Annotated in this window: 25 protein-coding genes; 10 read left to right on the plus strand and 15 right to left on the minus strand. The window is 67.3% G+C overall.

The window, feature by feature from the left end; all coding sequences use genetic code 11:
- Positions 1-152 precede the first annotated feature (152 nt).
- The 3 genes from dbpA (at position 153) to A7V84_RS10075 (ending at position 2,973) form a co-directional block, all read left to right on the plus strand.
- On the plus strand, positions 153-1,541 hold the full coding sequence (gene dbpA, locus A7V84_RS10065; protein WP_025512995.1) for an ATP-dependent RNA helicase DbpA: 1,389 nt from the start codon (positions 153-155) through the stop codon (positions 1,539-1,541).
- 291 nt (positions 1,542-1,832) lie between these two features.
- The gene (locus tag A7V84_RS10070; RefSeq protein ID WP_063492570.1) at positions 1,833-2,405 is read left to right on the plus strand and encodes a YagU family protein; all 573 of its coding nucleotides are present in this window, start codon (positions 1,833-1,835) and stop codon (positions 2,403-2,405) included.
- 142 nt (positions 2,406-2,547) lie between these two features.
- Positions 2,548-2,973 (plus strand): bleomycin resistance protein, encoded by a 426-nt coding sequence (locus A7V84_RS10075; protein WP_025512993.1) that lies wholly within the window; start codon positions 2,548-2,550, stop codon positions 2,971-2,973.
- A 15-nt stretch (positions 2,974-2,988) separates the two neighbouring features.
- Here A7V84_RS10075 and A7V84_RS10080 read toward each other — a convergent pair whose 3' ends face one another.
- From A7V84_RS10080 to A7V84_RS10110, 7 genes are all read right to left on the minus strand, one after another.
- Entirely contained in the window at positions 2,989-4,002 is a 1,014-nt protein-coding gene (locus A7V84_RS10080; RefSeq protein ID WP_063491850.1) for a GGDEF domain-containing protein, read from the minus strand.
- A gap of 76 nt (positions 4,003-4,078) precedes the next feature.
- Entirely contained in the window at positions 4,079-4,882 is an 804-nt protein-coding gene (locus A7V84_RS10085; RefSeq protein WP_025512991.1) for an SDR family NAD(P)-dependent oxidoreductase, read from the minus strand.
- A 22-nt stretch (positions 4,883-4,904) separates the two neighbouring features.
- Positions 4,905-6,224 (minus strand): TRAP transporter large permease, encoded by a 1,320-nt coding sequence (locus A7V84_RS10090; RefSeq protein WP_033535465.1) that lies wholly within the window; start codon positions 6,222-6,224, stop codon positions 4,905-4,907.
- A gap of 10 nt (positions 6,225-6,234) precedes the next feature.
- Complete coding sequence (locus A7V84_RS10095; protein WP_033535464.1) at positions 6,235-6,759, minus strand: TRAP transporter small permease; 525 nt, start codon at positions 6,757-6,759, stop codon at positions 6,235-6,237.
- Between the two features lie 91 nt (positions 6,760-6,850).
- Complete coding sequence (locus A7V84_RS10100) at positions 6,851-7,942, minus strand: C4-dicarboxylate TRAP transporter substrate-binding protein (RefSeq protein WP_025512988.1); 1,092 nt, start codon at positions 7,940-7,942, stop codon at positions 6,851-6,853.
- Between the two features lie 93 nt (positions 7,943-8,035).
- Positions 8,036-9,562, minus strand: coding sequence for a class I adenylate-forming enzyme family protein (locus A7V84_RS10105; RefSeq protein WP_063491851.1), 1,527 nt, complete (start codon positions 9,560-9,562; stop codon positions 8,036-8,038).
- Between the two features lies 1 nt (position 9,563).
- Complete coding sequence (locus A7V84_RS10110; protein WP_033535461.1) at positions 9,564-10,745, minus strand: acetyl-CoA acetyltransferase; 1,182 nt, start codon at positions 10,743-10,745, stop codon at positions 9,564-9,566.
- A 102-nt stretch (positions 10,746-10,847) separates the two neighbouring features.
- Here A7V84_RS10110 and A7V84_RS10115 point away from each other — a divergent pair, with 102 nt between their 5' ends.
- The 3 genes from A7V84_RS10115 (at position 10,848) to A7V84_RS10125 (ending at position 13,686) form a co-directional block, all read left to right on the plus strand.
- Positions 10,848-11,405: a LuxR family transcriptional regulator gene (locus A7V84_RS10115; RefSeq protein WP_033535460.1), complete on the plus strand. Its 558-nt coding sequence runs from the start codon at positions 10,848-10,850 to the stop codon at positions 11,403-11,405.
- Positions 11,406-11,468: 63 nt separating this feature from the next.
- Positions 11,469-12,284 (plus strand): alpha/beta fold hydrolase, encoded by an 816-nt coding sequence (locus tag A7V84_RS10120; RefSeq protein ID WP_063491852.1) that lies wholly within the window; start codon positions 11,469-11,471, stop codon positions 12,282-12,284.
- A gap of 154 nt (positions 12,285-12,438) precedes the next feature.
- Positions 12,439-13,686, plus strand: coding sequence for a cation:proton antiporter (locus tag A7V84_RS10125; RefSeq protein ID WP_025512983.1), 1,248 nt, complete (start codon positions 12,439-12,441; stop codon positions 13,684-13,686).
- 37 nt (positions 13,687-13,723) lie between these two features.
- Here the strand turns inward: A7V84_RS10125 and A7V84_RS10130 are convergent, their stop codons facing one another.
- The 3 genes from A7V84_RS10130 to A7V84_RS10140 form a co-directional block, all read right to left on the minus strand.
- Complete coding sequence (locus A7V84_RS10130; RefSeq protein ID WP_063491853.1) at positions 13,724-14,152, minus strand: YgiW/YdeI family stress tolerance OB fold protein; 429 nt, start codon at positions 14,150-14,152, stop codon at positions 13,724-13,726.
- A gap of 80 nt (positions 14,153-14,232) precedes the next feature.
- Positions 14,233-15,624 carry an ATP-binding protein gene (locus A7V84_RS10135; protein WP_063491854.1) on the minus strand — a complete coding sequence of 464 codons (1,392 nt, stop codon included), beginning with the start codon at positions 15,622-15,624 and terminating at the stop codon, positions 14,233-14,235.
- A gap of 1 nt (position 15,625) precedes the next feature.
- Positions 15,626-16,282, minus strand: a complete 657-nt coding sequence (locus A7V84_RS10140) for a response regulator transcription factor (RefSeq protein ID WP_025512980.1) — start codon at positions 16,280-16,282, stop codon at positions 15,626-15,628.
- Positions 16,283-16,408: 126 nt separating this feature from the next.
- Between A7V84_RS10140 and A7V84_RS10145 the strand changes: the two genes are divergently transcribed.
- Together A7V84_RS10145 and A7V84_RS10150 are read left to right on the plus strand one after the other, a co-directional pair.
- Positions 16,409-17,380, plus strand: a complete 972-nt coding sequence (locus tag A7V84_RS10145) for a hypothetical protein (protein WP_063491855.1) — start codon at positions 16,409-16,411, stop codon at positions 17,378-17,380.
- Between the two features lie 91 nt (positions 17,381-17,471).
- Positions 17,472-19,520, plus strand: a complete 2,049-nt coding sequence (locus tag A7V84_RS10150) for a PIG-L family deacetylase (RefSeq protein WP_063939992.1) — start codon at positions 17,472-17,474, stop codon at positions 19,518-19,520.
- A 24-nt stretch (positions 19,521-19,544) separates the two neighbouring features.
- On the opposite strand, the gene A7V84_RS10155 is transcribed toward A7V84_RS10150, so the two are convergent.
- Positions 19,545-20,204 (minus strand): GntR family transcriptional regulator, encoded by a 660-nt coding sequence (locus tag A7V84_RS10155; protein WP_025512977.1) that lies wholly within the window; start codon positions 20,202-20,204, stop codon positions 19,545-19,547.
- Positions 20,205-20,340: 136 nt separating this feature from the next.
- On the opposite strand from A7V84_RS10155, the gene A7V84_RS10160 reads away from it, so the two are divergent.
- Both A7V84_RS10160 and A7V84_RS10165 read left to right on the plus strand, forming a co-directional pair.
- Complete coding sequence (locus A7V84_RS10160) at positions 20,341-21,714, plus strand: MFS transporter (RefSeq protein ID WP_025512976.1); 1,374 nt, start codon at positions 20,341-20,343, stop codon at positions 21,712-21,714.
- A gap of 19 nt (positions 21,715-21,733) precedes the next feature.
- Positions 21,734-22,708, plus strand: coding sequence for an alpha/beta hydrolase family protein (locus tag A7V84_RS10165; protein WP_063491857.1), 975 nt, complete (start codon positions 21,734-21,736; stop codon positions 22,706-22,708).
- Between the two features lie 15 nt (positions 22,709-22,723).
- Here the strand turns inward: A7V84_RS10165 and A7V84_RS10170 are convergent, their stop codons facing one another.
- The 4 genes from A7V84_RS10170 to poxB form a co-directional block, all read right to left on the minus strand.
- Positions 22,724-23,530, minus strand: coding sequence for a siderophore-interacting protein (locus tag A7V84_RS10170; protein WP_063491858.1), 807 nt, complete (start codon positions 23,528-23,530; stop codon positions 22,724-22,726).
- A gap of 18 nt (positions 23,531-23,548) precedes the next feature.
- Positions 23,549-24,241: a PadR family transcriptional regulator gene (locus A7V84_RS10175; protein WP_081977011.1), complete on the minus strand. Its 693-nt coding sequence runs from the start codon at positions 24,239-24,241 to the stop codon at positions 23,549-23,551.
- Positions 24,242-24,356: 115 nt separating this feature from the next.
- Complete coding sequence (locus tag A7V84_RS10180) at positions 24,357-24,695, minus strand: hypothetical protein (protein WP_025512972.1); 339 nt, start codon at positions 24,693-24,695, stop codon at positions 24,357-24,359.
- A 58-nt stretch (positions 24,696-24,753) separates the two neighbouring features.
- Complete coding sequence (gene poxB / locus A7V84_RS10185) at positions 24,754-26,487, minus strand: ubiquinone-dependent pyruvate dehydrogenase (RefSeq protein WP_063939110.1); 1,734 nt, start codon at positions 26,485-26,487, stop codon at positions 24,754-24,756.
- Positions 26,488-26,585: the final 98 nt, after the last annotated feature.

A 26,585-nucleotide genomic window follows, 5' to 3' on the forward strand; every position in this document is an offset into this window, starting at 1 on the left:
CCGCAGGCGGAAAAGAGGCGAAAGTGTATCGCGCGGGCGTCGGCCGGCTCTGTCCCCATTGTCTGAAAACCATGCGCGCCCTCTCGGGCCACAGTAAATCCATGCCAGCGCATACACTGTGGGCCGACACTGTTTTCCGGGCCTGCCCCATCGTGACTGATACGTCTTTTTCTTCCCTGCCCCTGTTGCCAGCCTTGCTGGAGAATCTGCAAAGCCTGGGCTTTGAACGCATGACGCCGATCCAGGCGCAAAGCCTGCCCCTGATCCTGGAGGGGCGCGATCTGATCGCGCAGGCTAAGACCGGCAGCGGCAAGACGGCAGCCTTCGGCCTGGGCGTGCTGCAGCGTCTGGATGTCGCGCGGCTGGCGCCGCAGGCCTTGCTGGTCTGCCCGACCCGCGAGCTGGCCGATCAGGTGGCCCAGGAGCTGCGTCGCCTGGCCCGGCTGATCCCGAACGTGAAAGTGCTGACGCTGTGCGGCGGGGCGGCCGCGCGTCCGCAGGCCGAGTCCCTGGCCCGGGGGGCGCATCTGGTGGTGGGCACGCCCGGACGACTGCAGGATCATCTGGCGCGCGGCAGCCTGGACCTGTCGGCACTCAATACCCTGGTGCTCGATGAGGCCGACCGCATGGTCGACATGGGCTTCTACGATGACATCGTGGCGATTGCCTCGCATTGCCCCGTCAAGCGCCAGACGCTGCTGTTTTCGGCCACCTATCCGGACAACATCCGCAAATTGTCGGCGCGCTTTCTGCGCAACCCGGCCGAGGTCAAGGTCGAGGCCCAGCATGACGCCAGCCGCATCGAGCAGGTGTTCTACGAGATCGAAGAAGAGCAGCGCCTTGACGCCGTGGCAACGCTGCTGGCGCATTACCGCCCCGTCTCCACGCTGGCTTTCTGCAATACCAAGGTGCGCAGCCACGATCTGGTCGAGCGCCTGCAGGCCGGGGGCATCAGCGCGCAGGCGCTCAATGGCGACCTGGAACAGCGCGAGCGCGACGAGATCCTGATCCAGTTCGCCAACCAGAGCTGCGCCGTGCTGGTGGCCACCGACGTGGCCGCGCGTGGGCTGGATATCCAGAACCTGGGCGCGGTGATCAACGTGGATGTCACCAAGGACACCGAGGTGCATGTGCATCGCATCGGCCGCAGCGGCCGGGGCGAGCAGAAAGGCCTGGCGTTGAGCCTGTGTTCGCCCGAGGAAATGCGCTGGGCCAATCTGATCGAGGAGTATCAGGGCCGGCCGCTGAAGTGGGCCGACATCAAGGCGCTCAAGCCCAAGGCGGATCGTCCGCTGCGTGCGCCCATGATCACCCTGAGCATCCAGGGCGGCAAAAAAGACAAACTGCGCCCCGGCGACCTGCTGGGCGCGCTGACCGGCGATGGCGGCCTGACCTTCGAGCAGGTGGGCAAGATCAACATCACCGAGTTCACCTCCTACGTGGCCCTGGACCGCCAGGTCGCCCGGGCGGCCTTCGAGCGCCTGTCCAACAGCAACATCAAGGGTCGGCGCTTTCGCATGCGCTTCCTGGAAGACGTATAGGCCTGTCGAAGGCGCGGCTTCAGACCTGGTGGGCGGTGCTGCCGGGGTTCCCGTTGCTCATGACGGATCCGGCTGATTCCCGGGGCGCGGGAGGTGACGCTGGTGCCGCGGCTTTGCCCTGGGGAAATACCTGGCCTGGGAGCAGGCCTACATTGTCTTAGTACGAATTGTCGTCACGCCGGGGCCGCCGGGCAGCGAACCCTCACTACACTGCATCAAGGGTTCCGCGCCCGGCCCGGGGCGGGACCGACAGACAGTGTTTGTTCCTGGTTTCTGGATAGGGGGATGGCTATGTTCGGCTCGAAAGTCAATGGCAAGGTCGTGCTGTGGACGACGTTGGTGGGGGGCTTCATGAGTTCGCTCGTCAAGTGGGGGTCCGAGGTCAATATGCCGCCCCGGGTGCCGGGCGAGGTGTCGCCGCCGGGCGCCAATATCGATGCCTGGCTGGGCTGGCTCGGATTCAACTCCCACTCCCTGGACTATGTCTACCAGGGAGCGACCATCCCCGGCGCCGTGACGCTGTATCACTGGCTGTTCAGCTTCGTGTTCGCCTTCGTGTATGTGGTCGGCTCGATCTACTGGCCCCGCATCCGGCTCTGGTATGGCGCGTGGTACGGGATCCTGATCACCGTGGTCATGCACGGCTTGCTCATCCCTCTGTTCGGCTTCCGCAATCCGGTCTATGCCAATGGCGCGGTCGGCTGGCTCTGGAATCTCAACGGCTATGAGCTCTGGAGCGAGTTCCTGGGCCATATCTACTGGTCGGTGTCGATCGAGGTGTCGATGATCGCGGTGCTGGCGTATTTCGGGCGCCCCATCGCCGGGCGCTGGCTGCTCAAGCCCGGCGAGGCGCCAGCCTCGTGAGTGCATCCGGGCGCAGCCTGCCCGAGAACCCGCAGACGGCCGTCTGCGGGTTTTTTTATTCCCGCCAGAGAGGGATGTAGGCCTGCCGCAGGCGTTCGTGACACTGTGGCATGATGCTTTTCCGTTAAGCAAGGAGAAAAAAATGGGGGAAACGCAACGCGCCCGCATGGTGCCCGAGCTGCTGGTGAGCGACCTGCCGCGCAGTCTGGCGTTCTGGCGGGATCTGTGTGGTTTCGGGGTCGTCTATCAGCGCGAGGAGGAAGGCTTCGTCTTTCTCGATCTGGAGGGCGCGCAGTTCATGCTCGAAGAGGTGCGCGGCGGGGAAAACTGGATCACCGGCCCGCTGGAGGCGCCGCGTGGGCGGGGCATCAACTTCGAAATCAAGGTGGCGTCCATCGATGCGCTGCTGGCGCGGTTGCAGGCAGCAGGCTGGCCTCTGTACCGTGCCCGCCAGGAGCGCTGGTATCGCAGCAATGATATCGAGATCGGGGTGCATCAATTCCTGGTGCAGGACCCCGATGGCTATCTGCTGCGCTTTTCTGCCTGGCAGGGAAACCGGCCCATCTGAGGCAGGCGTGCGGCGTCAGGGGCGGGGCTGGCTGCGGCGCTCGCGCTTGACGTCGTACATGCGCATGTCGGCCAGGCGCAGGGCCGCGTCCGCATCGAGCCCGGTGTCGGGCAGGATGGCGATCACGCCCGTGCTGGCCCCGGCGTAGCGCAGTGTCACCCCGGGCAGGGTGTAGTCGCCGCAGGTGGCCTCCAGGATGCGCTGCTGCAAGATGGCCGCCGCCTGGGCTGCGTTGCCTTGCGAGCCGGTGGCCAGAACGAGGAATTCATCGCCGCCAAGCCGTCCGGCCATGTCGCCCGCGCGCAGGATGGCGGCGATGCGGGCGCCGACGGCGCAGAGCAGGGCATCGCCGGCCTGGTGCCCATACTGGTCGTTGATCTGTTTGAAGCCGTCCAGATCCAGCATGCCGACCAGCACGGCGTTGCCGTCCAGCGGCGCGTGCTGCAGCAGGCGCACGAGCTGTTCGTAGAGGGCACGGCGGTTGGGCAGGCCGGTCAGGGGATCTCGCAGGGCGGCATCCAGCAGCTGGGTGTTGGCCGCCTGCAGCGCCCGCATCAGCATTTCGCGTTCGATGAAACCGGCCACCAGGCTGGAGAACAGGGCCATGATGGCCGGCGCGTCCTGGGGCAGGGGCAGGCGGCGGCCGCTGGCCGCGCAGAGGGTGCCCAGCAGATGGCCGTCTTCGGAGCGCACGGGTGCGCTGAAGTAGGTCTGCAGACCCAGCGCACGAGCCGCATCGGAGTCTGCCCAGCGGGTCGCGACATCCTGGGTGTAGGTACAGTTTTCATCCAGGGCGCGTTTGCACAGGGTGTCCGACCAGGTGACTTCCAGCCCTTCCGGTATCACCATGTCGCCGTCGTTGCGGGCGTAGCACACGCGCTGCACGTCGCGTTCCAGGTCGATGGTGGTCAGGTAGGTGGACTCCATGCCGGTGACCGCGCCCAGCATGTCGAGCAGGGGGCGGGTCAGTTGTTCGAGCGATTTGGCGGCCGGCAACGAGGCGGCCAGCCGGGAGATGAGAGGGTCCATGCTCGGGTCTCGTCGTTGGGCGAACTCCGATCCTAGCCTGGGGATTCTCGGGCCGGCAAGTGCCGGCCCGAGACGCTCAGAACTTGAGCGTCAGGCCGCCGTCGACGACCAGTTCGATGCCGGTTACGTAGCGCGCCTCGTCGCTGGCCAGAAAGAGTGCGGCATGGGCGACATCCCAGGCGTCGCCCATGTGGCCCATCGGCACCTGGGCATCGCGCTCGCGCCACATGCGCTGCACGTCTCCCTCGCCATACTCCTGGGCAAGGTTGGCGGCTTGCTCGACCATGGGGGTTTTCATCAGGCCGGGAATGATGGCGTTGACCCGCAAGTGGTCGGGAGCATACTGCGCCGCCGTCACCCGGGTCAGGTGGTTGAGCGCGGCCTTGGTGGTCGAGTAGGTGACATAGGGCACGCCGGTGTAACGCAGCGACGCCACCGAGGAAATATTGATGATGGAGCCGCCGCCCTGTTCGCGCATCGCGGGGATGAACTGCTTCATGGCGAGGAAGGCGCTTTTCAGATTGATCGCGTAGACGCGGTCCCATTCCTGTTCGTCGATGTCGAGCACGCCGCCCACACTGACGATGCCGACGTTGTTGTTGAGGATATCGACGCGCCCGAAGGCAGCCTGAGCGGCGTGCTGCACGGCGGCAATGTCGGCCTGCCGCGTGACGTCGGCCTGCAGCGCCAGGGCCTGGCCGCCTTCGGCCTGGATGAGGCGGGCGGTTTCCTGCGCCGCCTCAAGGTGGATGTCCACGCACACGACGCGGGCGCCCTCGCGGGCGAACAGCACGGCGGCCGCCTTGCCGTTGCCCCAGCCTGGGCCGCTGGAGCCGGCCCCCATGACCACGGCGGTCTTGCCTTGCAGTCTTGCGCTCATGTTTGATCTCCTTGCCGGGGCTTTATTTCCCGAGCATGTTGTCGGGCAGCCAGGTCACGATGATGGGAAAGAAAAACAGGATCAGCGTGGTGACGATTTCCATGATCACGAACCACCAGGCGCCCCGGAAGATCTGCGTGAGCGGAGTCTTCCTGTCGATGCCGGCGATGACGTAGACATTCAGGCCCATGGGCGGTGTGATCAGCCCGATCTCGCACATCTTCACCGCCAGGATGCCGAACCAGATCGGGTCGTAGCCCAGTGACACCACGGTGGGAAACATGATGGGCAGGGTGATGACCAGCATGGAGAAGGCGTCGAGAAACATGCCCAGCGGGAAGTAGATGGCCAGCAGCAGGAAGATCACCGCCAGCGGCGGGACGTCGGCCTCGACCACCGAGCTGGCGATCATCTGCGGGATCTGCGCCAGGCTCAGGAAGTAGCTGAAGATTCCCGCTCCGATCATGGTGAAGAGGATCATGACCGTGGTGGTGATCGACGAGCGGCAGCTTTCGATCAGCTTGGCCCTGAGATCCGGGCGCGCCTGACGCGAGGCCAGCAGCATCACGAAGGCCACGAATGCGCCGACTGCGCCGGCCTCGGTGGGCGTGACGAAGCCCAGATAGATGCCGCCCAATACCACCAGGAACAGCAGCAACACCTGCCAGGCATCGGCCAGCGAGGCGATGCGCCGGCCCCAGGGTTCGGGCGGCAGCGTTGCGCCCGCCGTGGGGGTGGCGCGGCTGATCACCCAGATGCCGGCCATGAAAATGATCGTCGACAGAATCCCCGGGATCACGCCGGCCACCAGCATCTTGCCGGCCGAGACTTCGGTCAGCGCGGCGTAGAAGATCAGCAGCACGCTGGGCGGGATCAGCACGCCCAATACGCCGCCGGCGGCCACGGCGCCGGCGGACAGGCGGGGGTCATAGCCGGCGCGCCGCATCTCCGGGATGGCGACCGAGCCGACGGTGGCGGCGGTGGCCACGCTGGAGCCCGAGGTGGCGGCAAAGCCGGCGCAGGTCAGGATGCTGGCCATGGCGAGACCGCCGGGACGGTGCCCGACCCATTTGCGCGCCACGCTGAACAGGCGCTGCCCCACCCCGGCATGGTGAGCGAAGGCGCCCATCAGGATGAAGAGCGGGACCACGGTCAGCAGGTAGGAGGCCGATTGGTGATAAGAAAACGCTTTCAGGCGGTTCAGGACGAAGTTGAGGTCTTCGATCATGACGATGCCGGTCACGCCGGCCAGGCCGAGTGCGGCGAAGACCGGGGTGCCGATCGCCATCAGGACGAAGATCAGGCAGGTGGCGACGGTGGTCGCGACGACGTAGTCATCCATGGTTTTTCCTTCAGGGCTCGATGCGCAGGTCGCGCTCGGGCGTGTGGCGCGGGGCGCCGCGCAGGGCTACGTACACGGCGTGAAAGGCCAGTTGCAGGCAGCCGAACCACAGGCCGATGGCCAGCGCGATCTTGGCCCACCAGATCGGGAATTCGATGTGCCCCCAGCGGAATTCGCGGATGGCGAAGGAGTGCACCGCGTCCTGGCTGGCGGGCATGGCCAGGATCAGCAGGAACAGGGCGGCAAACAGCCAGGACAGTGTCTCGGCGACGCGCGCGAGCCCGGCAGGCATGCGCTCGACCAGCAGGGTCACGCGGATATGGGCGTTGTCCAGCATGGTCCAGCCCAGGCCGAGGAACACCACCATCACCATGCTCAGTTCTGCCAGTTCGAACACGCCGGAAATGGGGCGGCCCCAGAGGCCGCGAGCGGCGGCGTCGACCGTAGTGCCGAGCATCAGGAACATGAGGAAAATCAGTGCCACCGCGCCGAATACGTTGGACACGCTGCGGAAGAAAGTTTCGATTGGCCGCATGCGGCTCTCCCATCAAGGTTGCGTGCGCCCGGGACGGCCGCCGCGCCCGGGTGGGGCGCGACGGCCAACGACCTCGGCGCGAACGCCGGGGTCAGGTCTTGTTGGCGATTTCGGACGGCCGCAGCAGCGTGCCCTTGGGATCGTGCCGGGCGATGGCCTGGTCGATCAGCGCCTGCATGCGCGCGCCGTCGATTCCGGCCGGCTTGGCGACCTTGTCCACCCAGCTGTTGACCTGGGCCGGCTGGATGAGCGTCTTGGCCGCCTGTTTCTGGGCGTCGTCCAGCACATGGAACTTCACGCCCTCGGCGGTGGCTTTCTTGACGTAATCCTGCAGGGCCTGATTCATGATGGCCGAGTACTGGCCGCCGTAGATCTCTTCGACGATCTCGTTGCAGTTCGCCTTGACGCTTTCCGGGAAGGCTTCCCAGGCATCGACGTTGATCACGGTGGCGGCCGGGCCATGGGGGCCGTCGCCGATGTCGGTGAAGTGCGGCGCGATTTCATGCAGCTTGTACGACACGGCGGTGATGAAGTCGAAGCCGTAGACGCCGTCCAGCACACCGCGCTCCAGGGCGGTGTAGACCTCGGGGGCCGCCATCGGCACGGCGGTGCCGCCCAGGCGCTCGATGACGTCGGTGGCCACGCCATAGCCGCGGATGCGCTTGCCCTTGATGTCTTCCAGCGACTGGATCGGCTTGCGCGTGATGAGCGGCGCGTAGTTCCAGTTGGTCCAGTACATGACCTTGGCGCGATGGCGCTTTTCCCACTCGGTGCGCAGCGGCTCGAACTCGGCGTAGACGTCGCGGCAGACTTGCAGCAACGCATCGGCGCGGTTCATGCGGAAGTACCATTCCAGTCCGCGCGTGACCGGCAGATCGGCCTGGTAATAGCCCGGGGAGATCAGGCTCATTTCCGAAGTGTTGTCGCGCACGGCTGGCAGGTGTTCACCGACCTTGTTGAGCGAAGCCGACCAGTAGCGGCGGGCCTTGACCACGCCGCCCGAACGTTTTTCCAGTTCGCTCAGAAACCAGCGGTCCAGCCAGGACGGTCCGGCGGTCTCCGAGACATAGCTGTCGAACTTGAATGAAACCTTGTCTTTGGCAAAAAGCGTGCCCGGCAGGCCGCCCAGGGCGCCCGCGCCGGCCAGCATGCCGCTGACCTTGATGAATTCACGACGTTTCATGACTCCTCCTTTTATGGGCGCGTGGCGCCTTATATGCGGCCTGTGGCAGGCCGGTGTTCCGCCGGGGCCGAAGGCGCCCGGCGTTGCGCGTGTTCAGTTGCCGGCAGCGGCAGCCGCGCGCGCGCGCAGTTCGGTCTTGAGTATCTTTCCGTAGCTGTTCTTGGGAAGGTCGGCGCAGAACACATAGCGCCGTGGTTTTTTGAATGACGCCATTTCGGCCCGGCACCAGGCTTCCAGCAGGCCGGCATCCAGCGCCTGGGCGTCGTTGCGCGGCACCACGAAGGCGACCACTTCTTCGCCCCACTCAGGGTGCGGCGCGCCTACCACCGCGACCTCGAAGACACCGGGGTGGCTGGCCACGACCTCTTCGACTTCGCGCGGATAGATGTTGCTGCCGCCGGAAATGATCACGTCCTTGGAGCGGTCCGTGAGGGTGAGAAAGCCGTCTTCGCTCAGAAAGCCGATGTCGCCGGTGCGCAGCCAGCCGTTGACCAGGGTCTGCCCGGAGGCCTGGGGATTGCCCCAGTAACCGTGCATCACGGCCGGCCCGCGCGCGACCACCTCGCCGCACTGGCCGGCGGGCAGGTCATTGAAGCCGGCATCCACCACGCGCAGGTCCATGCAGGATTGCGCGCTGCCCACCGAGGCGATGCGGGCCTCCCAGCGGGGATGGCTGCGATCGGCAATGGCCTCCTTGCGCATGGCCGTGATGGTCATGGGGCTTTCCCCCTGGCCGTAGATCTGCGCGATGACCGGGCCCAGCGCGTCCAGGGCCTGGATCATGTCGGCCGCATACATGGGGGCGCCGCCGCAAATCACGGTGCGCAGGCCGGTGACCCGGGGCGGGGCCTCGCGCACCATGCGCTTGACCATGGTGGGGGCGGCGAACAGGCAGACGTTGTCGAGCTCGCGCGCCAGCTGGAAGATCTCGGCGCTGTCGAAGCCGCGCGACAGCGGCACCACGTGGCGCGCGCCGCTGCGCACGGCAATGAGGTTGTAGAGGCCGGCGCCGTGCGACATGGGGGCGGCGTAGATCCAGGCGTCGCGTTCGCTGACGCTGTCCACGTCGTAGGGGTAGCACAGCGTCATGGCGGCCAGGTTGCCGTGGCTGAGCATGACGCCCTTGGGACGCCCGGTCGTGCCCGAGGTATAGAACAGCCAGGCCAGCTGGCCGGTCTCGGCAAGACAGGGGGCGCTCAGGACGCCGCCGGCCTGGGTGGCGCGGGCAAAGGGCGCGCTATCGACGCCCAGCTCGCGGCAGTCGGGCGGCAACAGCTCGCGGTCCAGCGGCTCGGCGCCGTCGGTAAGGATGAGGCAGGCCTGCGCGTCGCGCGCGATCCAGGCTGCCTCCTTGGCGTGCAGTTTGTAGTTGATGGGCACCACCACCGCGCCTATCCACCAGGCCGCGTACATGGCGGTCAGGTATTCGATGCGGTTGGGCATGTAGAGCGCGATGCGTCCGCCCGGCTGCACGCCGTAATCATCGCGCAGGGCGGCGCCCAGCGCCGCCGCGGCGCAGGCGAACTGATGGTAATCGGCTTGGCAGCGCACGCCCTGGAACAGGGCCGGCGCGGTGGGGGTCTGCAGGGCCCGCGCGTGGAGCCAGTTGGCGACGTTCATCTTAGGCTCGCTTGGCCTCGAGTACGGAGGCGTAGTTGGCCACGGCCGCGCCGCCCATGTTGAATACCAGGCCGAAGGTCGGGGCCTGCTCGATCTGCATGTCGCCGGCGCGGCCCGTGAGCTGGCGGAATGACAGCGCGTGCATGGATACGCCGGTGGCGCCGACGGGGTGGCCCTTGGCCTTCAGGCCGCCCGACAGGTTGACCGGCAGTGCGCCGCCGCGCATCACGGTGCCGGCCTCGAGCGCCCGGTGGCCCTGGCCGGCGGGGGCCAGGCCCATGGCTTCATAGATGAGCAGTTCGGCGATAGTGAAGCAATCGTGCACCTCGGCGAAGTCCAGGTCCTGCAGGCCGATGCCGGCGTGTTCGAGCGCGCGCGCAATGGCCAGGCGCGGGCCTTCAAAGGCCAGAAAATCGCGCTTGGACATGGGCAGGAAGTCGCTGACATGGGCCAGGCTGCGCAGAACCACCTCGCGTTGGAACTCGCGCGCGCGGGCCGCGCTGGTGAGGATCACGGCGGCCGCGCCATCGGAGACCAGCGAGCAGTCGGTCAGGCGCAGCGGCGGGGCGATCAGCGGGTTGCGTTCGGAAACGGTGTTGCAGGCCTCGACGTCCAGCGCACGCTGCATCTGCGCCAGCGGGTTGCGCAGGGCGTTGGCGTGGTTCTTGGCGGCGATGGCGGCCATGGCGGGCAGGGGATCCTGGTAGCGGCGGGTGTACTCCTGGGCGGCCAGGCCGAAAACCTGCGGAAAGCTCAGGGCAGCCTCGGCTGCGTCGTTCTGGTAGCCGGCGCCCGCCAATGCGCGGGTGACGTCGGCGGTGCTGTTGTGGGTCATTTTTTCGGCGCCCACCACCAGCACGACCTCGGCCTGGCCGGACTGGATCGCGGCCACGCCGGCCGCCAGCGCAGCCGCGCCAGAGGCGCAGGCGTTCTCGCAGCGCGTGGCCGGCGTGAAGCGCAGCTCGGGCGAAGCCTGGTGGATCAGCGAGGAGGCAAAGCCATCGCTCACCATGCCGGAATTGAAGTGGCCGAGAAACACCGCGTCGACATCGCTGGCGGGCAGGCCGGCGTCATCGAGCGCTTCGCGCGCCGCGCTGACGATCAGGTCTTCCAGGCTGAGGGCGTCCAGGCGCCCGAACTTGGTATGGCCGCTGCCGACCAGCGAAACCGGTTGTGTGTGCATTTGCTCCTCCTCGGATAGGTTCTTTTGGCATATGATCGTCACTAGGAATACGTACGTCTATAAGTGCACCCACGTACTCATGTACGTAGTTCTACGCATATCATGAACACACAACTCGAAGAACTTGCCTTCCGCGAATCGCCCTCGCCGCAGATCATGACCGAACACCGCAGCATCCTGCGCTGCAACAAGGCGTTTGCCTCGCTGTTCGGCTATGCCGTGGATGAGCTCACCGGCGAGCTCATCCTGAAGCTCTATCCCTGCAGCGCCGACTACTACGAGATCGGCGAGCGCTGCCTCAATGCGCTGCGGCACAACACCACCTACGAAGACGAGCGCTTCATGCAGCACCGCAGCAAGGAGATCTTCTGGGCCCGGGCGCGCGGGGTGACGCTCACGCCTCAGGATCCGTTTGCACTGATGATCTGGAATTTCGAGCGCATCCAGCACCGTCCCAGCAAGACCGCCACGCTCACGCCGCGCGAACAGGAGATCGCCGGCTTCATCGTCAACGGCCTGACCTGCAAGGAAACCGCCGCCGAACTGGGGATTTCCTATCGCACGGTCGAGGTGCATCGCGGACGCCTGATGCGAAAGCTCAATGCCAAGAACACCGCCGAACTGGTGTCGCGCATCATCCTGGTCACGCACGGCGAGTAGTGGACGGCGGCAAGTTGCGGGCTGAGCGATACTGAGGCCTTGTCTGCTCAGGGGAGGCCTGTCGTGTCCAGAGTCCATCACGTTGTCAGCGGCCAGGCCCGTCTCGCCCTGGAGACCGCAGGCCATGGTCTGCCGGTGGTGTTTCTGCATGCCAATGTCGCGGACCGCCGCATGTGGCAGACGCCCTTTGAGCGTCTGGCGGCGGCGCATCAGGTGATTGCCTATGACCGGCGCGGCTTCGGCCAGAGTCGCGCGGCGCTTCAGGCGCACTCGGCGGTGGCCGATCTGATGGCCGTACTGGATGCGACCTGTGGCGCGCAGCCGGCGGTGCTGGTGGGGTGCTCGCAGGGCGCCAGAATCGCCCTCGATGCCGCGTTGATGCATCCCCAGCGCGTCCACGCGCTGGTGCTGGCTTCGGCGACCATTGACGGGGCGCCTGCGCCCGAGCCCGGCGCGCCAGGCCTGGACCTCCTGCAGCAGCAGGCCGAGGCGGCCGCCTCAGGCGATGCGCAGCGGCTTATACGGCTGCGCGCGCGGCTCTGGCTGGACGGCCCGCTGGCCGCCGAAGGCCGGGTCGCCGGGGCTGCCCGAGGCTTGTTTGAAACAATGAACGCGCAGGCGCTGGCCTTGCCCGCACCGGGCGCCAGCACGGATGCCACCGATGCCTTCGCGCGTCTGGAGACGCTGCAATGTCCCGCGCTGGCGCTGTGGGGCGCCTTGGACTTCCCGCACATCCAGGCGCGCACCGAGTTGCTGGCGCGGCGTCTGCCCCAGGTCCGCGGGCAGTGCCTGCCCCAGGCCGCACACTTGCCCGGCCTGGACCAGCCCGAGGCCACGGCAGACCGCATCCGTGATTTCCTGGCCGGCCTGGCGGGCTGAGCGCGCCCCGGGGCGAGGGGGCAAGGCTTCCGAAAGACGTACGCCGCCGACGGGGCAGCCCTGCTACAGTTGGCGGTCAGAGCGTCCGGGGGGCTGTCGCGTGGGGCGGCAGGACGGTGCGGCGCTGCTTTCCAACATCATCTTCAGTCACACCATGACCGTATTCCAGGGTATCGGGGTTTTATTTACGATCGTCGCGCTGTGCGGCTTCATCAATTACAAGTGGATCAAGCTGCCGGATACCTTGGGCATCACGGCGGTGGGGCTGGCGTTGTCGGCCATCGTGACTGCGATCGGGGTCACGAATCCGGGCATGACCGAGGGCGCGCGGGCGCTTATCCAGCAGATCGATTTCACCGATGTGGTGTTCCATGGCCTGCTGAGCCTGCTGCTGTTCGCCGGCGCGCTGCACGTGGACCTGAGCCGCCTGAAGGAGCAGCGGGTCTCGATTTTCCTGTTGGCCACGGTGGGGGTGCTGATTTCCACTGCGGCCGTGGGGGCGGGCCTGTATTACCTGCTGGCGGCCATCGGGATGCCGATCAGTCTGCTGGTGTGCCTGATGTTCGGGGCCTTGATTTCGCCGACCGACCCGATTGCGGTGCTGAGCGTGCTGAAGAAGGCCAAGGTCAATCCGGTGCTGGAGTCCAAGATCGCGGGCGAGGCGCTGTTCAACGACGGCACCGCCGTGGTGGCGTTCATGACGCTGCTGGGGCTGGCCATGGGGACGGCTACGCTGAGTGCCGAGGCCATCGCACTGTCGCTGGCGACCGAGGTCATCGGGGCCGGCGTGCTGGGTTTGATCGCCGGGTATCTGGCGACGCTGATGCTGCGCCAGCTCGACAGCTATGCGGTCGAGATCCTGATCACGCTGTCGTTGGCGACGGCCGGCTTCAGCCTGGCCGAGCAGCTGCATGTGTCGGCGCCGCTGGCGGTCGTGGTGATGGGACTGGTGATCGGCAACCTGGGCCGTCAGTCGATGTCCACCAAGACGCAGGAGCATCTGTTTTCTTTCTGGGAGCTGCTCGACGAGTTGCTCAACCTGGTGTTGTTCGGGCTGATCGGTCTGGAGGTGATCGCCCTGACGATGGATTGGGGCGTGATCTGGGTCGGCCTGCTGACGGTGCCGGTGGTGCTGGTGGCGCGCGCGGTCAGCGTGGGGATTCCGTTCTTCGTGCTGCACAACTTCCGCAAGCGCACCAGTCCGCATACGGTCGAGATCATGACCTGGGGCGGGCTGCGCGGGGGCATCTCGATTGCACTGGCCCTGTCGTTGCCGATGACGATGGAAGGGCGCGACATGATCGTGGGCATCACCTATGTGGTGGTGATCTTCAGCCTGCTGGTGCAGGCGACGACCCTGGGCCGCTTCATGGCCTTCCTCAAGCGCAAGGACGAGCTCTAGCGCGGCGCGGCGGCGGCGTCACGCCGCCGCCCGGGGGTTACATCACGCGCACGGTGTCGACATCGAATTCGACGCCGTTGCGGTCGCGATCGATTTCGCCCTGCAGTTCGACCTGGGTTTTGTCGTCGATGGCGACCCCGGTGGGGAAGCGCTTGGCGTCGATGTCGGCACGGATGCGGCCGGTGCCGTCATCGAAGGTGTAGTGCTTGCCGCCATCGTGAGAGACGATGCGTCCGCGCAGAATGGCCTTCTGGTCGTCACGGCCGTTCTTCAGCACTTCCTGCACGGTCATGACCGGCACGCTGCTGGGGCCGGCGTAACCCTGTTGGGCGCTGCTGGGGGCCTGGCTCGGCCCGGTGTAGGAGGGGGCCTGGGCTTGCGCGCCTGCGGCCAGCAGGGTGGCGCTCAAGGCGGCGGCCCCGAGCAGGGTGCGTTGGCGGGTCATGCGTGAAATGAAGCGGGTCATGGTGGGGCTCCTTGCGCCGCGAGGCGCATCAGGTTGAACACGGCGTCATTACAGCGGGTGAAGATGAAGGGAGTCTGAAGTCAGGGTCCGGCTTCGGGCTGGCCGGGCAGGATCAGTTGTGCGCCCAGGCCCAGGCCATCCAGGCCGCAGGTGAACTGCAGGGCGCCGCGATGCAGCTCGGCCACACGCGCCACGATGGACAGACCCAGGCCGCTGCCCGGCGCCTCGTTGCCCAGCACGCGGAAGAAGCGCTGCCCCAGGCGTTCGAGGTCGGGCGGCGCCACGCCGTCGCCGTCGTCCCTGACGGCCAGCACGATGGCCTCGCCCTGGCGGGTGGCGGACAGTTCCACCCGGCCGGCCGCACGGCCATAGACAATGGCGTTGTGCAGCAGATTGCGCAGCGCGGTCAGCAGGGCCTCGCGGTTGCCCACCATGCTGTCGACCCGGCAATCGAGGGTGATGGTCACGCCCCGGGCCTCGGCGTCGGCGGCATAGGCCCGCATGGCTTCGCGCATCAGCTCGGCCACGTCGATGCGGTCGGTCAGCAGCGCCTCGGCCGACTGCGGGTCCAGGCGGGCCAGTTGCAGCAAGCTGTGGACCAGGGCGGTGCTGCGCGCCACGTCGCTGCGCAGGCGGCGCAGATGGGGGGCGGCAGCCTGGGCGCATTCGGGCGGCAGGCTGCGTTGCAGCAACTGGATGCGCGAGGCCAGCGCCGCCAGGGGCGTACGCAGTTCGTGCGCGGCGTCGGCGGTGAAGCGCCGCTCGCCCTCCAGGGTATGCGTGACGCGATCCAGCAACTGGTTCAGCGCCGAGACCACGGTCTGGATCTCGCGGGCGCGGCCGTCGTAGGCAAGCGGGGAGAGATCGCCGGCAGAGCGCGCCTGAAGATGGCTCGCCATGCGGCCCAGGGGCGCCACCAGCCGGTGCACCAGCCAGCCATTGACCAGGGCCAGCAGCAGCCACAGCCCGGCCAGGGGCCAGGCGAGCGATCCCAGCGTGTCGAAGATGAGGTCGTTGCGGTCTTCCCATTCCTGGCCGATCTGCACCGAAAAGCCCAGCTTGTCGTGCACGCGCACGTAGACGCGCCAGCGTTCGCCCTTGACGCTCACATCGTAGAAACGGTCGTGGCGCGCGCCTTCGGACACGAAGGGTTTGCGCGGAGCGTCGTGTCCGCGGGCGAGGATGCGGCCGTCGGGCGACAGGATCTGGTAGTCCAGGCGCAGCGCCGAGGAGGACGCACGCGGGTCGGCCTGCGGATCCTGGCCGGTGGCGCCCTCGCCGAGCGCCAGCACCAGGCGGGCGCCTTCTTCGAGGAGGTCGTCGAACGTATCGTTGACCTCTTTCCAGGCCAGCGCCAGCACGATGGCGGTGCTGATCAGGCCGACGGCGATGCTGGAGCCCAGCGTGGTCCAGATGAGGCGGTTGCGCAGCGAATAGCTTTTGGGGCGCGAGCGGTGAGCAGAGGTGGGCATGTCAATCCGCCAGCCGGTAGCCCTGGCGTCGAATGGTCTTGATGACGCCGGGGGCGAGCTTGCGGCGCAGGTGGTAGATGTGGACTTCGATGGTGTTGCTTTCGACTTCGTCGCCCCAGCCGTAGAGCGCGTCTTCGAGCTGGGCGCGCGACAGCACGCCGCCGGGACGGCGCATAAGCGCATGCAGCAAGGCGAATTCGTGCGCGGTGAGATCGACCGCCTGGTCGTGGAAGGTCACGTGCTTGGCGGCCGGGTCGAGCATCAGCGCGCCATGGCGCAGCACCGGTTCGGGCTGGCCGTCATGGCGACGCAGGGCGGCGCGGATGCGGGCTGACAGTTCTTCCAGATCGAAGGGTTTGACCAGATAGTCGTCGGCGCCCAGGTCCAGGCCTTCGATGCGGTCGCGTACCGCGTCGCGCGCGGTGATGAAGATGACCGGCAGGGCCGCCCGGCGGGCCCGCAGCGTGCGCAGCAGCGCATCGCCGCTCAGTCCGGGCAGGCCGCGATCGAGCAGCAGGCATTGGTAGTCGTGGGTATCCAGGGCGGTCTGGGCCAGGTCGCCGCGGGTGACGCGGTCCACGGTATAGCCGTCCAGGGTGAGCCAGGCTTCGATGGACTCGCCCAGCGAGACGTCGTCTTCGGCCAAGAGGATGCGCATGTCGCGACGATAGGGGGAGGAGATGAAGGCAAGCTTAATGCATGCGGGCGGCTGGGGATAGAATGCGGCTCACTGCCGGGACGCTGCCCGGCGTCACGCCCGCCCTCTCGGACCATGACCCCTTCGATGATGTTGTTCCGTTGCCTGCTGATCGCCGGCATGGCTTTGCCGATGCCCGCCAGTGTGCAGGCCAAGCCACGCAGCCCGGCCGATCACGTTGCCGGGGAGAGCGTGGTGGCGCAATGTCATGCCCTCATGGCGGCGCATGATTTCGACAACGTCAGGCCGGTGTGTCAGCAGGCCGTGGCCGTGCTGGCCGCCAGCGCCGAAGGCAAGGCGCAAGCGCTCGACCTGCAGATCGAACTGGGCGCCCTGATGGAGAGCCCGTCCGCGCTGCGCCACGACCTGGCGCGGGCGCGGTCTATCCATCCGTCCGGCTCGCCTGAGCTGGGCGAACGGTATCTGCGGCTCGGGCATGCCGAGAATCTCGCCGGCGACCCGATGGCGGCCCGCGCGGCGCTGGCGCAGGGCCTGACCTATCCGGGCTTGCCGGCCGCGCAGCGCGCGCGCGCCGTCCACCTGCTGGCGGCGCTCTACGAGCGCAACCAGCAGATCGGGCAGGCGATTGCCGTCCTGGAGGGCGAGGCCGGCCCGGACGGCAGCTTGCCGGCAGGCATGGCGAAAGCCGCCAGCGAGCTGTGGCTGACGCGCATCCGCCAGGCGCAGCAACAGGCGGGCAAGGCCGAGGTTGAGTGGCTGCGCCGGCGCTGGGCGCTTTTGGAGCAGATGGTCGCTTCCGGCGAAGCGCGCCGTTATCGCAACGAGGGGACGATGGACTGCATCCTGCCCGATCCCCCGCCTCCACGCCGCCTGTCAGAAGAGGGTGACACCCTGCTGGAGTTCCAGATGGGCACCGATGCGGCCACGCTGCCGCAGTTGCATGTGCGGCAGACTTCCGGCGTGGCCTCGGTCGACCGGATCGCCTTCGGTATCGGCGAGCGCATGCAGTGTCTGCCCGGAGTCAAGGCGATCCGTTTCAGACTGCCCGTCGCTCTGCGGCTGCCGTCGGCGTCCGGGACTGCGGCTGCTGCACCCTGACCCTGCATCCGCCGCCGGCCCGGTTGGCGGGCGGCGTTATACTTTTTCGTCGCTTTTCCGCGCCGGGACGTTCCGTCCGCGGCCTTGAACCATGCGCTTTCTCCCGTCCTTGTTGCGCCCCTTGGCCAGGGCGCTGTTTTGCGTGTGCGCGATGCTGGCCGGCGCCATCGCGCAGGCCGGCGCGCCCGACTGCCATGGCATCCGCGATCTGGTGTTCGTGGCGCATCTGGATGATGACCTGCTGTTCATGAATCCGGATGTCAACGCCAACATCGAGGCCGGCGGTTGTGTCCGGGTGGTCTACCTGACGGCCAGCGACGCCGGCGAGGGCGAGGCATATATGCTGGGGCGGGAGCGGGGCGTGCGCCAGGCCTATGCTTTCATGGCGCGCCAGCCCGATATCTGGGACGAGGGTATCGGCCTGGTCCAGGAGCGCCGCATCACCCGTTTCGTGTTGCGCGGCAATCCCCGCGTGGAGCTGTGGCATATGCGTCTGAAGGATCCCTGGCTGGGGCCGGGCTGGGGCAGCCTGACGCCACTGAGCCGTGCCGAATCCGAGGCCGGGCAGGATGTCGACACGCTTGGCTCCCAGCGCGAGACGTATACGCGCGACGGCCTGGTCCGGGCGCTGGCCGGACTGATACAGCAGTACCATCCGAGCACGGTGCGTCATCTGGATGACACCATCAGCGTGCCCTATACCCAGTTGTGCTGGCGATGCGCCGGCCATGGTCATCCCGACCATATCGCCAGCGCGCGCCTGGTGCGCGAAGCCATGCGCCAGGCGCCGGGCAATTATGCCGAGATGGGCTATATCGATTACCCCAGCCAGGAGCGCGCCAGCAACCTGGGCGAGGCAGAGATGGCCGGCAAGTCGCTGGTCTTTCAGCATTACGCCTGGAACGACTACCACTATTGCGCCGGCCCCAGCGGCTGTCGCGAGCCGGCCGGGCCGGCGGCTGCCTGGGTGCAGCGTGCCTATTACGTGTCGCGGCAGGACATTGCGCCGCAGCTGTATGCCGACGGACGTGGCGGGCTGGTGGTCTTTGCGACCGGAGAAACCAATGGCGCAGCCAACCACTGGGATCTCAACCAGCATCGCTGGCAAAGTCTGGGCGGCAGGACGGGCGAGCCGCTGGTGTCCTTTGCCTATGCGGACGGCACTGCCGGGCTGATGGCGCGCGATCCGCTGGGCGGGGTGTGGGCCAACAAACAGCGCCATGACGGCAGTTGGCAAGGCTGGCAGGCCCTGGCCGGCACGCGGGTGCTGCAAACGCCGGTAGTGGCGCCGCTGGGCGAGGCGGCGGCCGTGGCGCTGGGATATGACGGCCGGCTGCATTGGGTGGCGCCTACCGGGATCGACGGCAGCTGGGGCCCTTGGCAGGCCTTGCCCGTCCTGGCCCGGGCGGCTGGCACGCCCGCCGTGGCGCGGGGCGCCGATAGCCGCTACGTGGTGTTTGCGAGCACCCGCGCCGGCGAGATTTTCTACACCCGCCAGCTGCCTGGTCAGGCGGGCTGGCAGGCGTGGCGGCGCATCCCGGCGCCGTCAGCGGCAGGAGGCCTGCCCGCCATCCGCAACCCCAGGCAGCAGGTCGAGCTGTACTTCCGCCAGCGCGGCAACAACCACCTGACTCGGTTGCTCGAAAGCGGCGACACCGCTGACCTGGACATGAGCTGGGGCGAGCCTGAGGATCTGGGCCTGCCTTATGTCGGCCAGGCCGCGATCGATGCGGACGCGCAGGGCTGGCCGATGCTGGCGGTGCTGGAGCGTCCGGGCGGGGCGCTGTGGCTGGTGGAACAGGGGAAGGCGGCCAGGCTGCCGGCCGAGGCGGCGTCGCCGCCCGCCATGCTCCGGGTCGACGACAGCCTGTATCTGGTGGCGCGCAGCCCCGGGCGTGTGCAGCGCTATCAGGTGCTCTCGCGCACCCGGGGGCAATGGAACGCGCCGCTGACGCTCGATGACCTGCCTGCGGGCGGGGGCGGGCCGTTTGCAGCGCTGGCCGCCCGGCCGCAGGACGTGCCCAGACTGGGCAGCGGCGCGGGCGAGCCGGCGCGGGTCGTGCGACCGTCGGCCAGCCAGCCTGGCTCCTTGACGTTGGAGCGCCTGCCGGCGCAGACCACGCGCCCGGCGGCGCCCTGAGCTCCGGCTTGCCCCTGGCCGGCCCTAGCGCGCCAGGAAATTGCGCTCGGTATAGCGGGCGCTTTTGCGCAGCATGGCCTGATTGAGCGCGCCGGCCAGAACGGCATCGCGTTCCTGATAGGCCTCCACGACGCGCAGGCGGTCGCGACCCATCTCGGCCAGTTGCGCCGGGCTCAGCCAGCCCAGGCGCCGGAACCACGCGATGCGCCATTGCAGCGATGCCAGCACCTGCAGGATGAGCGCGTTGCCGCCCAGGCGGTATTCGGTATCCAGGTAGCGCTCGATGCCGCGCAAGTGATCCTCGAGCGCGAGCTGTGCGCCGTGTTGGGCGAGCCATTGCGCCTGGGCGTGCAGATCCGCCAGGTCGGCGTCGCTTGCCTGGTGCACGATGATGTCGGACAGGTGCGCGTGCAAGGCCATGCGCAAACCATACAGATCACGGATGGCCTGCACGGAGACGGGCGCCACGCGCGGACGCTTGTGCGTCTCCAGAATCACCAGACCATGATGTGCCAGCACCAGCAGCGCTTCGCGCACGGGGGTGCGGCTGGTGCCGAAGCGTGCGGCCAGTTCAACCGAGTTGATCACGCTGTCGGCCGGGATGCGCCCGGCGATGATGTCGCTGCGCACGGCATCGACAATGGTCTGCACGGCAATGTCTTCCTTGTTCTCAAGCGCTTTCACGGCTGGCCTCCTTTTTCCGAGCATAGTACCCACTCGTTAAAGTGTCGACATATTGTCAGGGTAATTCCGGTATTACGCGGATTTATGGGTGTATTTATATTAAAGTGCACACACTATTAGAAAAGGAGAGGAGATCATGGCTACCCTGGACGCCTCAGCCCGCCTGGAGCGGCTGCCGTTTCGCGGCCCGGTTCTGAGGCTGGTGCTGATCATTGCGCTCGGCGGTTTTTTCGAGCTCTACGATCTGTTCCTGACGACCTATATCGTGCCGACCCTGCTTAAGGACGGCATCTATAGCCTGAAGACCGCCAATGTTTTCGACATGCATGCGGTGGCCAGTTTCGTGGCGGCGCTCTTTCTGGGGATGTTCGTCGGGGCGGGCCTGCTGGGGCGGCTGCCCGACCGCTTCGGGCGCAAGGCGGTCTTTACCTACGCCCTGATCGGCTACAGCGTCTGCACCCTGGTGATGGCCTTCCAGACCGAGGCTCTGTGGATCAACGTCTGGCGCTTTCTGGCGGCTGTCGGGATCGGGCTGGAGCAGGTCACCATCGTGACCTATACCTCGGAGCTGGTGGCCAGCCGTTATCGCGGCCGCGCCATCGCCCTGACGCAGACCATTTCCTTCGTGGCCATGCCGGTGGTTGCCACCGTGTCGTGGCTGTTGATCCCGCATGCCTTTCTGGGCCTGGAGGGCTGGCGCTGGGTGGTGATCCTGGGCGCCCTGGGGGCGGTGTTCATCTGGGTGCTGCGTCGTGCGTTGCCCGAGTCCGCCCTGTGGCTGGAGAGCAAGGGCCGCCATGCCGAGGCCAGCGAGGTGCTGGACCGGCTAGAAAGTCAGGTGTATGGCGACCGTTCGCCGCCGCCCGCGGCCGTGCCGCGGGATGCAGCGGGCGCACCGCCGGCGCCATTGGAGGGCAGGCGCTGGGCGGCCCTGTTCGGCCCGGGGGTGCGCCGGCTGGTGTTGATGATGGTGGTGGTCAATGTCTGCATCACGGTGGGCTATTACGGCTTCGCCTCCTGGGTGCCGACCCTGCTCGTCTCCAAGGGCATCACCACCGTGAAATCGCTGGAGTACAGCCTGTTGATGGCCGTGGCCGCGCCGTTGGCGCCCCTGCTGTCCATGCTGGTGGCCGATCGCATCGAGCGCAAGTTGCAGGTCATGCTCAGCTGCACCTTCTGCGCCGTGCTGGGGCTGGCCTTTGCTGCCCAGAGCGTGCCGGCCGTGGTGATCGTGCTGGGCTTTCTGCTGACGCTGAACAACGGCTGGATGTCCTCCAGCTATCACACCTATCAGGCCGAACTGTTCCCGGTCGCCATCCGCGCCCAGGCGGTGGGTTTTGTTTATTCGTGGAGCCGTTTTTCGGCGGTGTTCTGCGCCTATGTCATTTCCTATCTACTGGCGCGATACGGCAACGCGGGCGTATTCGCGTTCATCACCGGCAGCATGTTGTTGATCGTGTTGACCTTGTGGCGCTTCGGTCCCAAGACCAACCGCCTGGTGTCGCGATGAGGCGGGAGGCGCGCAAACCATGATCTGTCTGGATCGTATCGAAGGCTGGCATGTGGGCGGCGAATTGCGCCGCCTGGAGGGGTTTTCAAGCCAGGCGCATGCCAGCACCGGCCTGTCTTTCGAGGGCAATGGCTGGCATATGGTGGGGCAGATGTACGCCCAGTGTTTTCACGTGGCGCAGCCGCGGCTGTCGGTGCCGCTGGCGCTGTGGCATGGCGGCGGCATGAGTGGCGCCACCTGGGAAACCACCCCCGATGGCCGGCCAGGCTGGCTGTCTTTCTTCCTGCGTGAGTCCTTCAGCGTGGTGCTGTGTGACGGTTTCGAGCGCGGCCGGGCTTCGTTGCCGGCGTGGCCGCAGGCCTTTGATGGCGTGCCGGAGTATCGGGCGCTGGACGCCGTCTGGCATCACTTCCGTTTCGGGCCGCCGGCTGGGGCGGGGCTGCCGCTGGCGGCTCCCCGCGCAGCCGCCTACGCGGGCCAGCAGTTTCCGGTGGAACAGCTGGCCCACTTCGCCCGCCAGTTCGTGCCGCGTTTCACCAACTCCGATGATTGTGCGCGGGCCGCCTATGGCGCCTTGCTGCAGCGCCTGGAGGCGTGTGCCGTGATCGGCCACAGCCAGGGCGCAGCGTATGCGCTGGATGCGGCCCTGGCAGAACCGCGCCGCGTGGCGGCGGTGGTGGCGCTGGAGCCGCCGGTCAGCCAGGCCTGCCTGCAGCGGCTGAAGAGCGCGCCGCCGGGCCCGTTGCCGCCGCACTGCCTGATCTTCGGCGACCATATCCGCCAGCGTCACGCCACCTGGGAGCCTTTCCTGCACAACGCCATGGCGTATTGCGAGGAGCTGGCCGCACGCGACGTGCCGGTGAGCTTTATCGAATTGCCCGAACGGGGCATCCGGGGCAACAGCCATATGCTGCACATGGACGCCAACAGCGATTGCATCGCTGCGCTGGCGCGCGACTGGCTGCTGGGCCTGCCGGGGCTGGCGCGCGGTTGAACGGGGCGTGCCGCTTCAGTCTTCGAGCGCTTCGTGCACGCCGTCGGCGCCGCGCTTCCAGTAACTGGAGGCGCGGATGCGGCTTTTGTCGATCTTGTGCTGCTCCACCATGACTGCGCGCACAGCTTTGGCGTCAGCCGATTCGGCAGCCACCCACACATAGCCCTCGCCTTGCGGCAGTTGCAGCGCGGCGGCGGCTTCGGCCAGGCTGGGGTCGCCGGCATCGCGCGCCAGCCAGCGGATGCTGGCGTTGGCGCGGGTGGTCAGCGGCATCTGGTTGATGGCCGACGGAACTTCGATCACTACCAGCGCCCGGGCGCCGGCCGGCAGTTCTTCCAGCCGGCGTGCAATGGCGGGCAGGGCCGTTTCATCGCCGATCAGCACATGCCAGTCGAACGCCGCCGGCACCACGAAAGAGCCGCGCGGGCCGGCGATGGCGAGCGGCTGGCCTGGTTGCGCCTGGGCGGCCCAGGCGCCGGCCGGCCCGTCGCCGTGCAGCACGAAATCCAGCACCAGTTCACGCCTGCCGGCGTCGTAGAGGCGCGGGGTGTAGTCGCGCGCAGCCGGGCGTGGGGCGTCTTCGCGAAAGCGGGCGCCGTCGGGGCCGATCTCGGGCAGCGCCACGGGCTGTCCGGGTTCGGGGGCGAAGAAAATCTTGACGTGATCGTCGAACGAGGCGGTCACGAAGTCCTGCAGGTCATCGCCCTGGACGGTGATGCGGGCCAGCAGGCCGCCGGCCAGGGGCTCGACCCGGGTGACGGTGAGCTGACGCAGCTTCAGGGGGTGGCGCACGCGTTCGACGCGCAGATCAGGGGTATTCATAGGCACTCCGATTGGGGTTCAGGGACAGGCCGGATCGGTGATGGCCTGAACCGCCTGGCGCAGAATGTCGGCCACGCGGCGTTGCTCGGCCGGAGCAGCGCTGCTGGTCTTGAGCAGGGCCTGACGCAGGGCCTTGTGCGCATCCACGTATTCCTGGACCCAGCCGGTGGCGAGATCTTCGCCCTGTGATCCGGTCTGGCGGGGTTCTCCGCTCCAGGCCTGGCGCATCCACTCCATCTTGCGTCCGATGTGGCGCAGCTTTTCAAGCAGCAGATCGACGTGTTCACGGTGGGCCTGCAGGCGCGCTAGGCCGTCGGGGGCAAGGTGGTAGCGCTTCTTGCTGCCTTCGCGTTCGACGGTGGCCTGACCGAGCTCTTCCAGATAGGTCAGCGCCGGATACACCATGCCGGGGCTCGGGGTGTAGTAACCGTTGCTCAAGGTGCTCAGGGCCTTGATGAGTTCGTAGCCGTGGCTGGGATGCTGTTCAAGCAGGCTCAGCAGCAGGAGCTGCAGGTCATCGGCGCCGACTTTGCGGCCACGTGTCCATTCGGCGCCGCCGCGCCCGCCGTCGTGGCCGTGGCCATGTCCGGACTCGGCCCCGGCACTCTGGCCGCGGTGACCGGACAGCGGGCGCGCTGCATGGCGGCCGCCCTGTGCGGGGCGGCCGAGACGGCGGCGGGGAAGGTCGGAGAGATACTGAGGGGGGCGCATGGCGATCCTCCTGGCAAGCGGGTCGGGCTGCCGCATCCCGGCGGCAGACGCCGCAGGAGGCGGATGGATATATCTTAAGATATATATCGTACGATATAGGCTGGTCTGCCGTCCGTCAAGGCCCGAGGACGTGGATTGCCAGGAAAGTGGGCAGCAAACGCTCAAGGCCGAAGCGCGGGCGGGGAGGCCATGCCGCCAGGACATGCCCGAGCAGCAAGCCGGCGCGCAGCGCGGCAAAGCTGGCTTGCCACACCGGTGCGATGTCGGGGATTTGCCGATTGGAAATGGGGTGGACGGCGATCTCGAAGGCGCCCGCGCCAGAGCGCGACGGCTCGCGCACGTCGTCCGGGCGGGCGGCGGCCATCATTTTCAGCCGGTCGGCACCCTGGGCAGGGGCGACAGGCAGGGTGTTTGCCTGTGAAACAGGCAAAACCGCCTCGGCGCGGGCCGCCATGGGCGCGCCGACATCCTGGCGCGCCCGGCCGGCCAGGCGGCCGGCCGGGCGCCGGGCCTTAGCGGCCCAGCAGGTTTTCCTTGGCGAGGTCCAGCACCTCGTCGCCGCGCCCGCTCATGACGGCGCGCAAGGCCCACAGGCCGAAGCCCTTGACCTGGGCCGCCGTGACGGTCGGCGGCATGGACAGCTCCTGCTTGGCGGTCAGCACGTCCAGCACGGCCGGGCCCGGGTGGGCCAGCCATTCGGCCACGGCCGCCGGCAGGTCGGCGGCATCCTCGACACGGATGCCGTGGATGCCCATGGCACGCGCCATGGCGGCGAAGTCGGGGTTGTCCAGATCGGTGCCGACCTCGACAAAGCCGCTGGCCTTCATTTCCAGCGCCACGAAGCCCAGCACGCCATTGTTGAAGATGGCGATCTTGGCCGGGATGTTCTCCTGCTTGAGGGTGATGAGATCGCCCATCAGCATGGAGAAGCCGCCGTCGCCCGACAGCGAAATCACCTGCCGTTGCGGCTGGGCGGTCTTGATGCCCAGCGCCTGCGGCATGGCGTTGGCCATCGAGCCGTGCACCAGCGATCCCACCAGGCGGCGCTTGCCGTTCATCTTCAGGTAGCGCGCCGCCCAGATGGTGGGCGTGCCCACGTCGAAGGTGAACACGGCGTCGTCATCGGCGGCCTCGGAAATGGTGCGCGCCAGATACTGCGGATGAATGAGCTTCTTGCCGGGCGAGGCGACGGCGAGGTCATCGAGCGTTTTGCGGGCGCGTTGGTAGTGCGCGCGGCTGTCTTCCAGATGCTTGCCGTCCTTCTTGCCGTCGAGCTTGGGCAACAGGGCCTGCAACGTGGCGTTGACATCGCCCACCACGCCGAGATCCAGCTTGGCGCGGCGGCCGAGCTGCTCGGCGCGCAGGTCGACCTGCGCGATCTTGATCCCGGTGGGCAGGAACTGCTTGTAGGGGAAGTCGGTGCCCAACATCAGCAGCACGTCGCAGGCGTGCATGGCGGCGTAGCCGGAGGAAAAGCCGATCAGCCCGGTCATGCCGACGTCAAAGGGGTTGTCGTACTCGACGAATTCCTTGCCGCCCAGCGCATGCACGATGGGGCTTTGCAGCGCCTGGGCCACCTGCATCAGCGCGTCGTGTGCGCCAGCGCAACCCCGGCCGCAGAACAGCGTGACGCGCTTGCCGGCATTGAGCAGGTCGGCCAGCGCCTGCAGTTCGGGCTCGGCCGGCACCACGCGCGGGGCCTTGGGCAGCAGCCCGGCCGGCGGCGAGGGCGCGCGCGCCGGCGCCTTGGCCAGCAGGATGTCGCCCGGGATGACGATGACGGCCACGCCGCGCCGGCCGACGGCGGCGCGGATGGCATTCTCCAGCACATAGGGCATCTGGGCCGGATCGGAGACCATCTCGCAGTACACGCTGCATTCGCGGAACAGGTTCTCGGGGTGGGTTTCCTGGAAATAGCCGCCGCCGATCTCGGAAGACGGGATCTGCGCGGCGATGGCCAGCACCGGCGTACGGCTGCGCTGCGCGTCGAACAGGCCATTGATCAGGTGCAGGTTGCCGGGGCCGCAGGAGCCGGCGCAGACCGCCAGCTCGCCGGTCACCTGGGATTCGCCGCTGGCGGCGAAGGCGGCTGCCTCTTCGTGGCGCACATGCACCCAGCGCATGGTCTTACTGGTGCGCAGGGCTTCGGTCAAACCGTTCAGGCTGTCGCCGACGACGCCATAAATGCGTTGAACGCCGGCTTGGTCAAGCGTCTGGATCATCAGGTCAGCGATGTTTTGCGACATAGATTCCTCTTGGGTGCGGGAGATGGGCGGTGCAGGAAAGACATTGCCGGAAAAACCGGCGCTGCCCTGGGCCATTGCCCTCGGACGGGTCATGCTGT

The organism is Bordetella trematum (genome assembly GCF_900078335.1).
GTDB classification, from domain to species: domain Bacteria; phylum Pseudomonadota; class Gammaproteobacteria; order Burkholderiales; family Burkholderiaceae_B; genus Bordetella; species Bordetella trematum.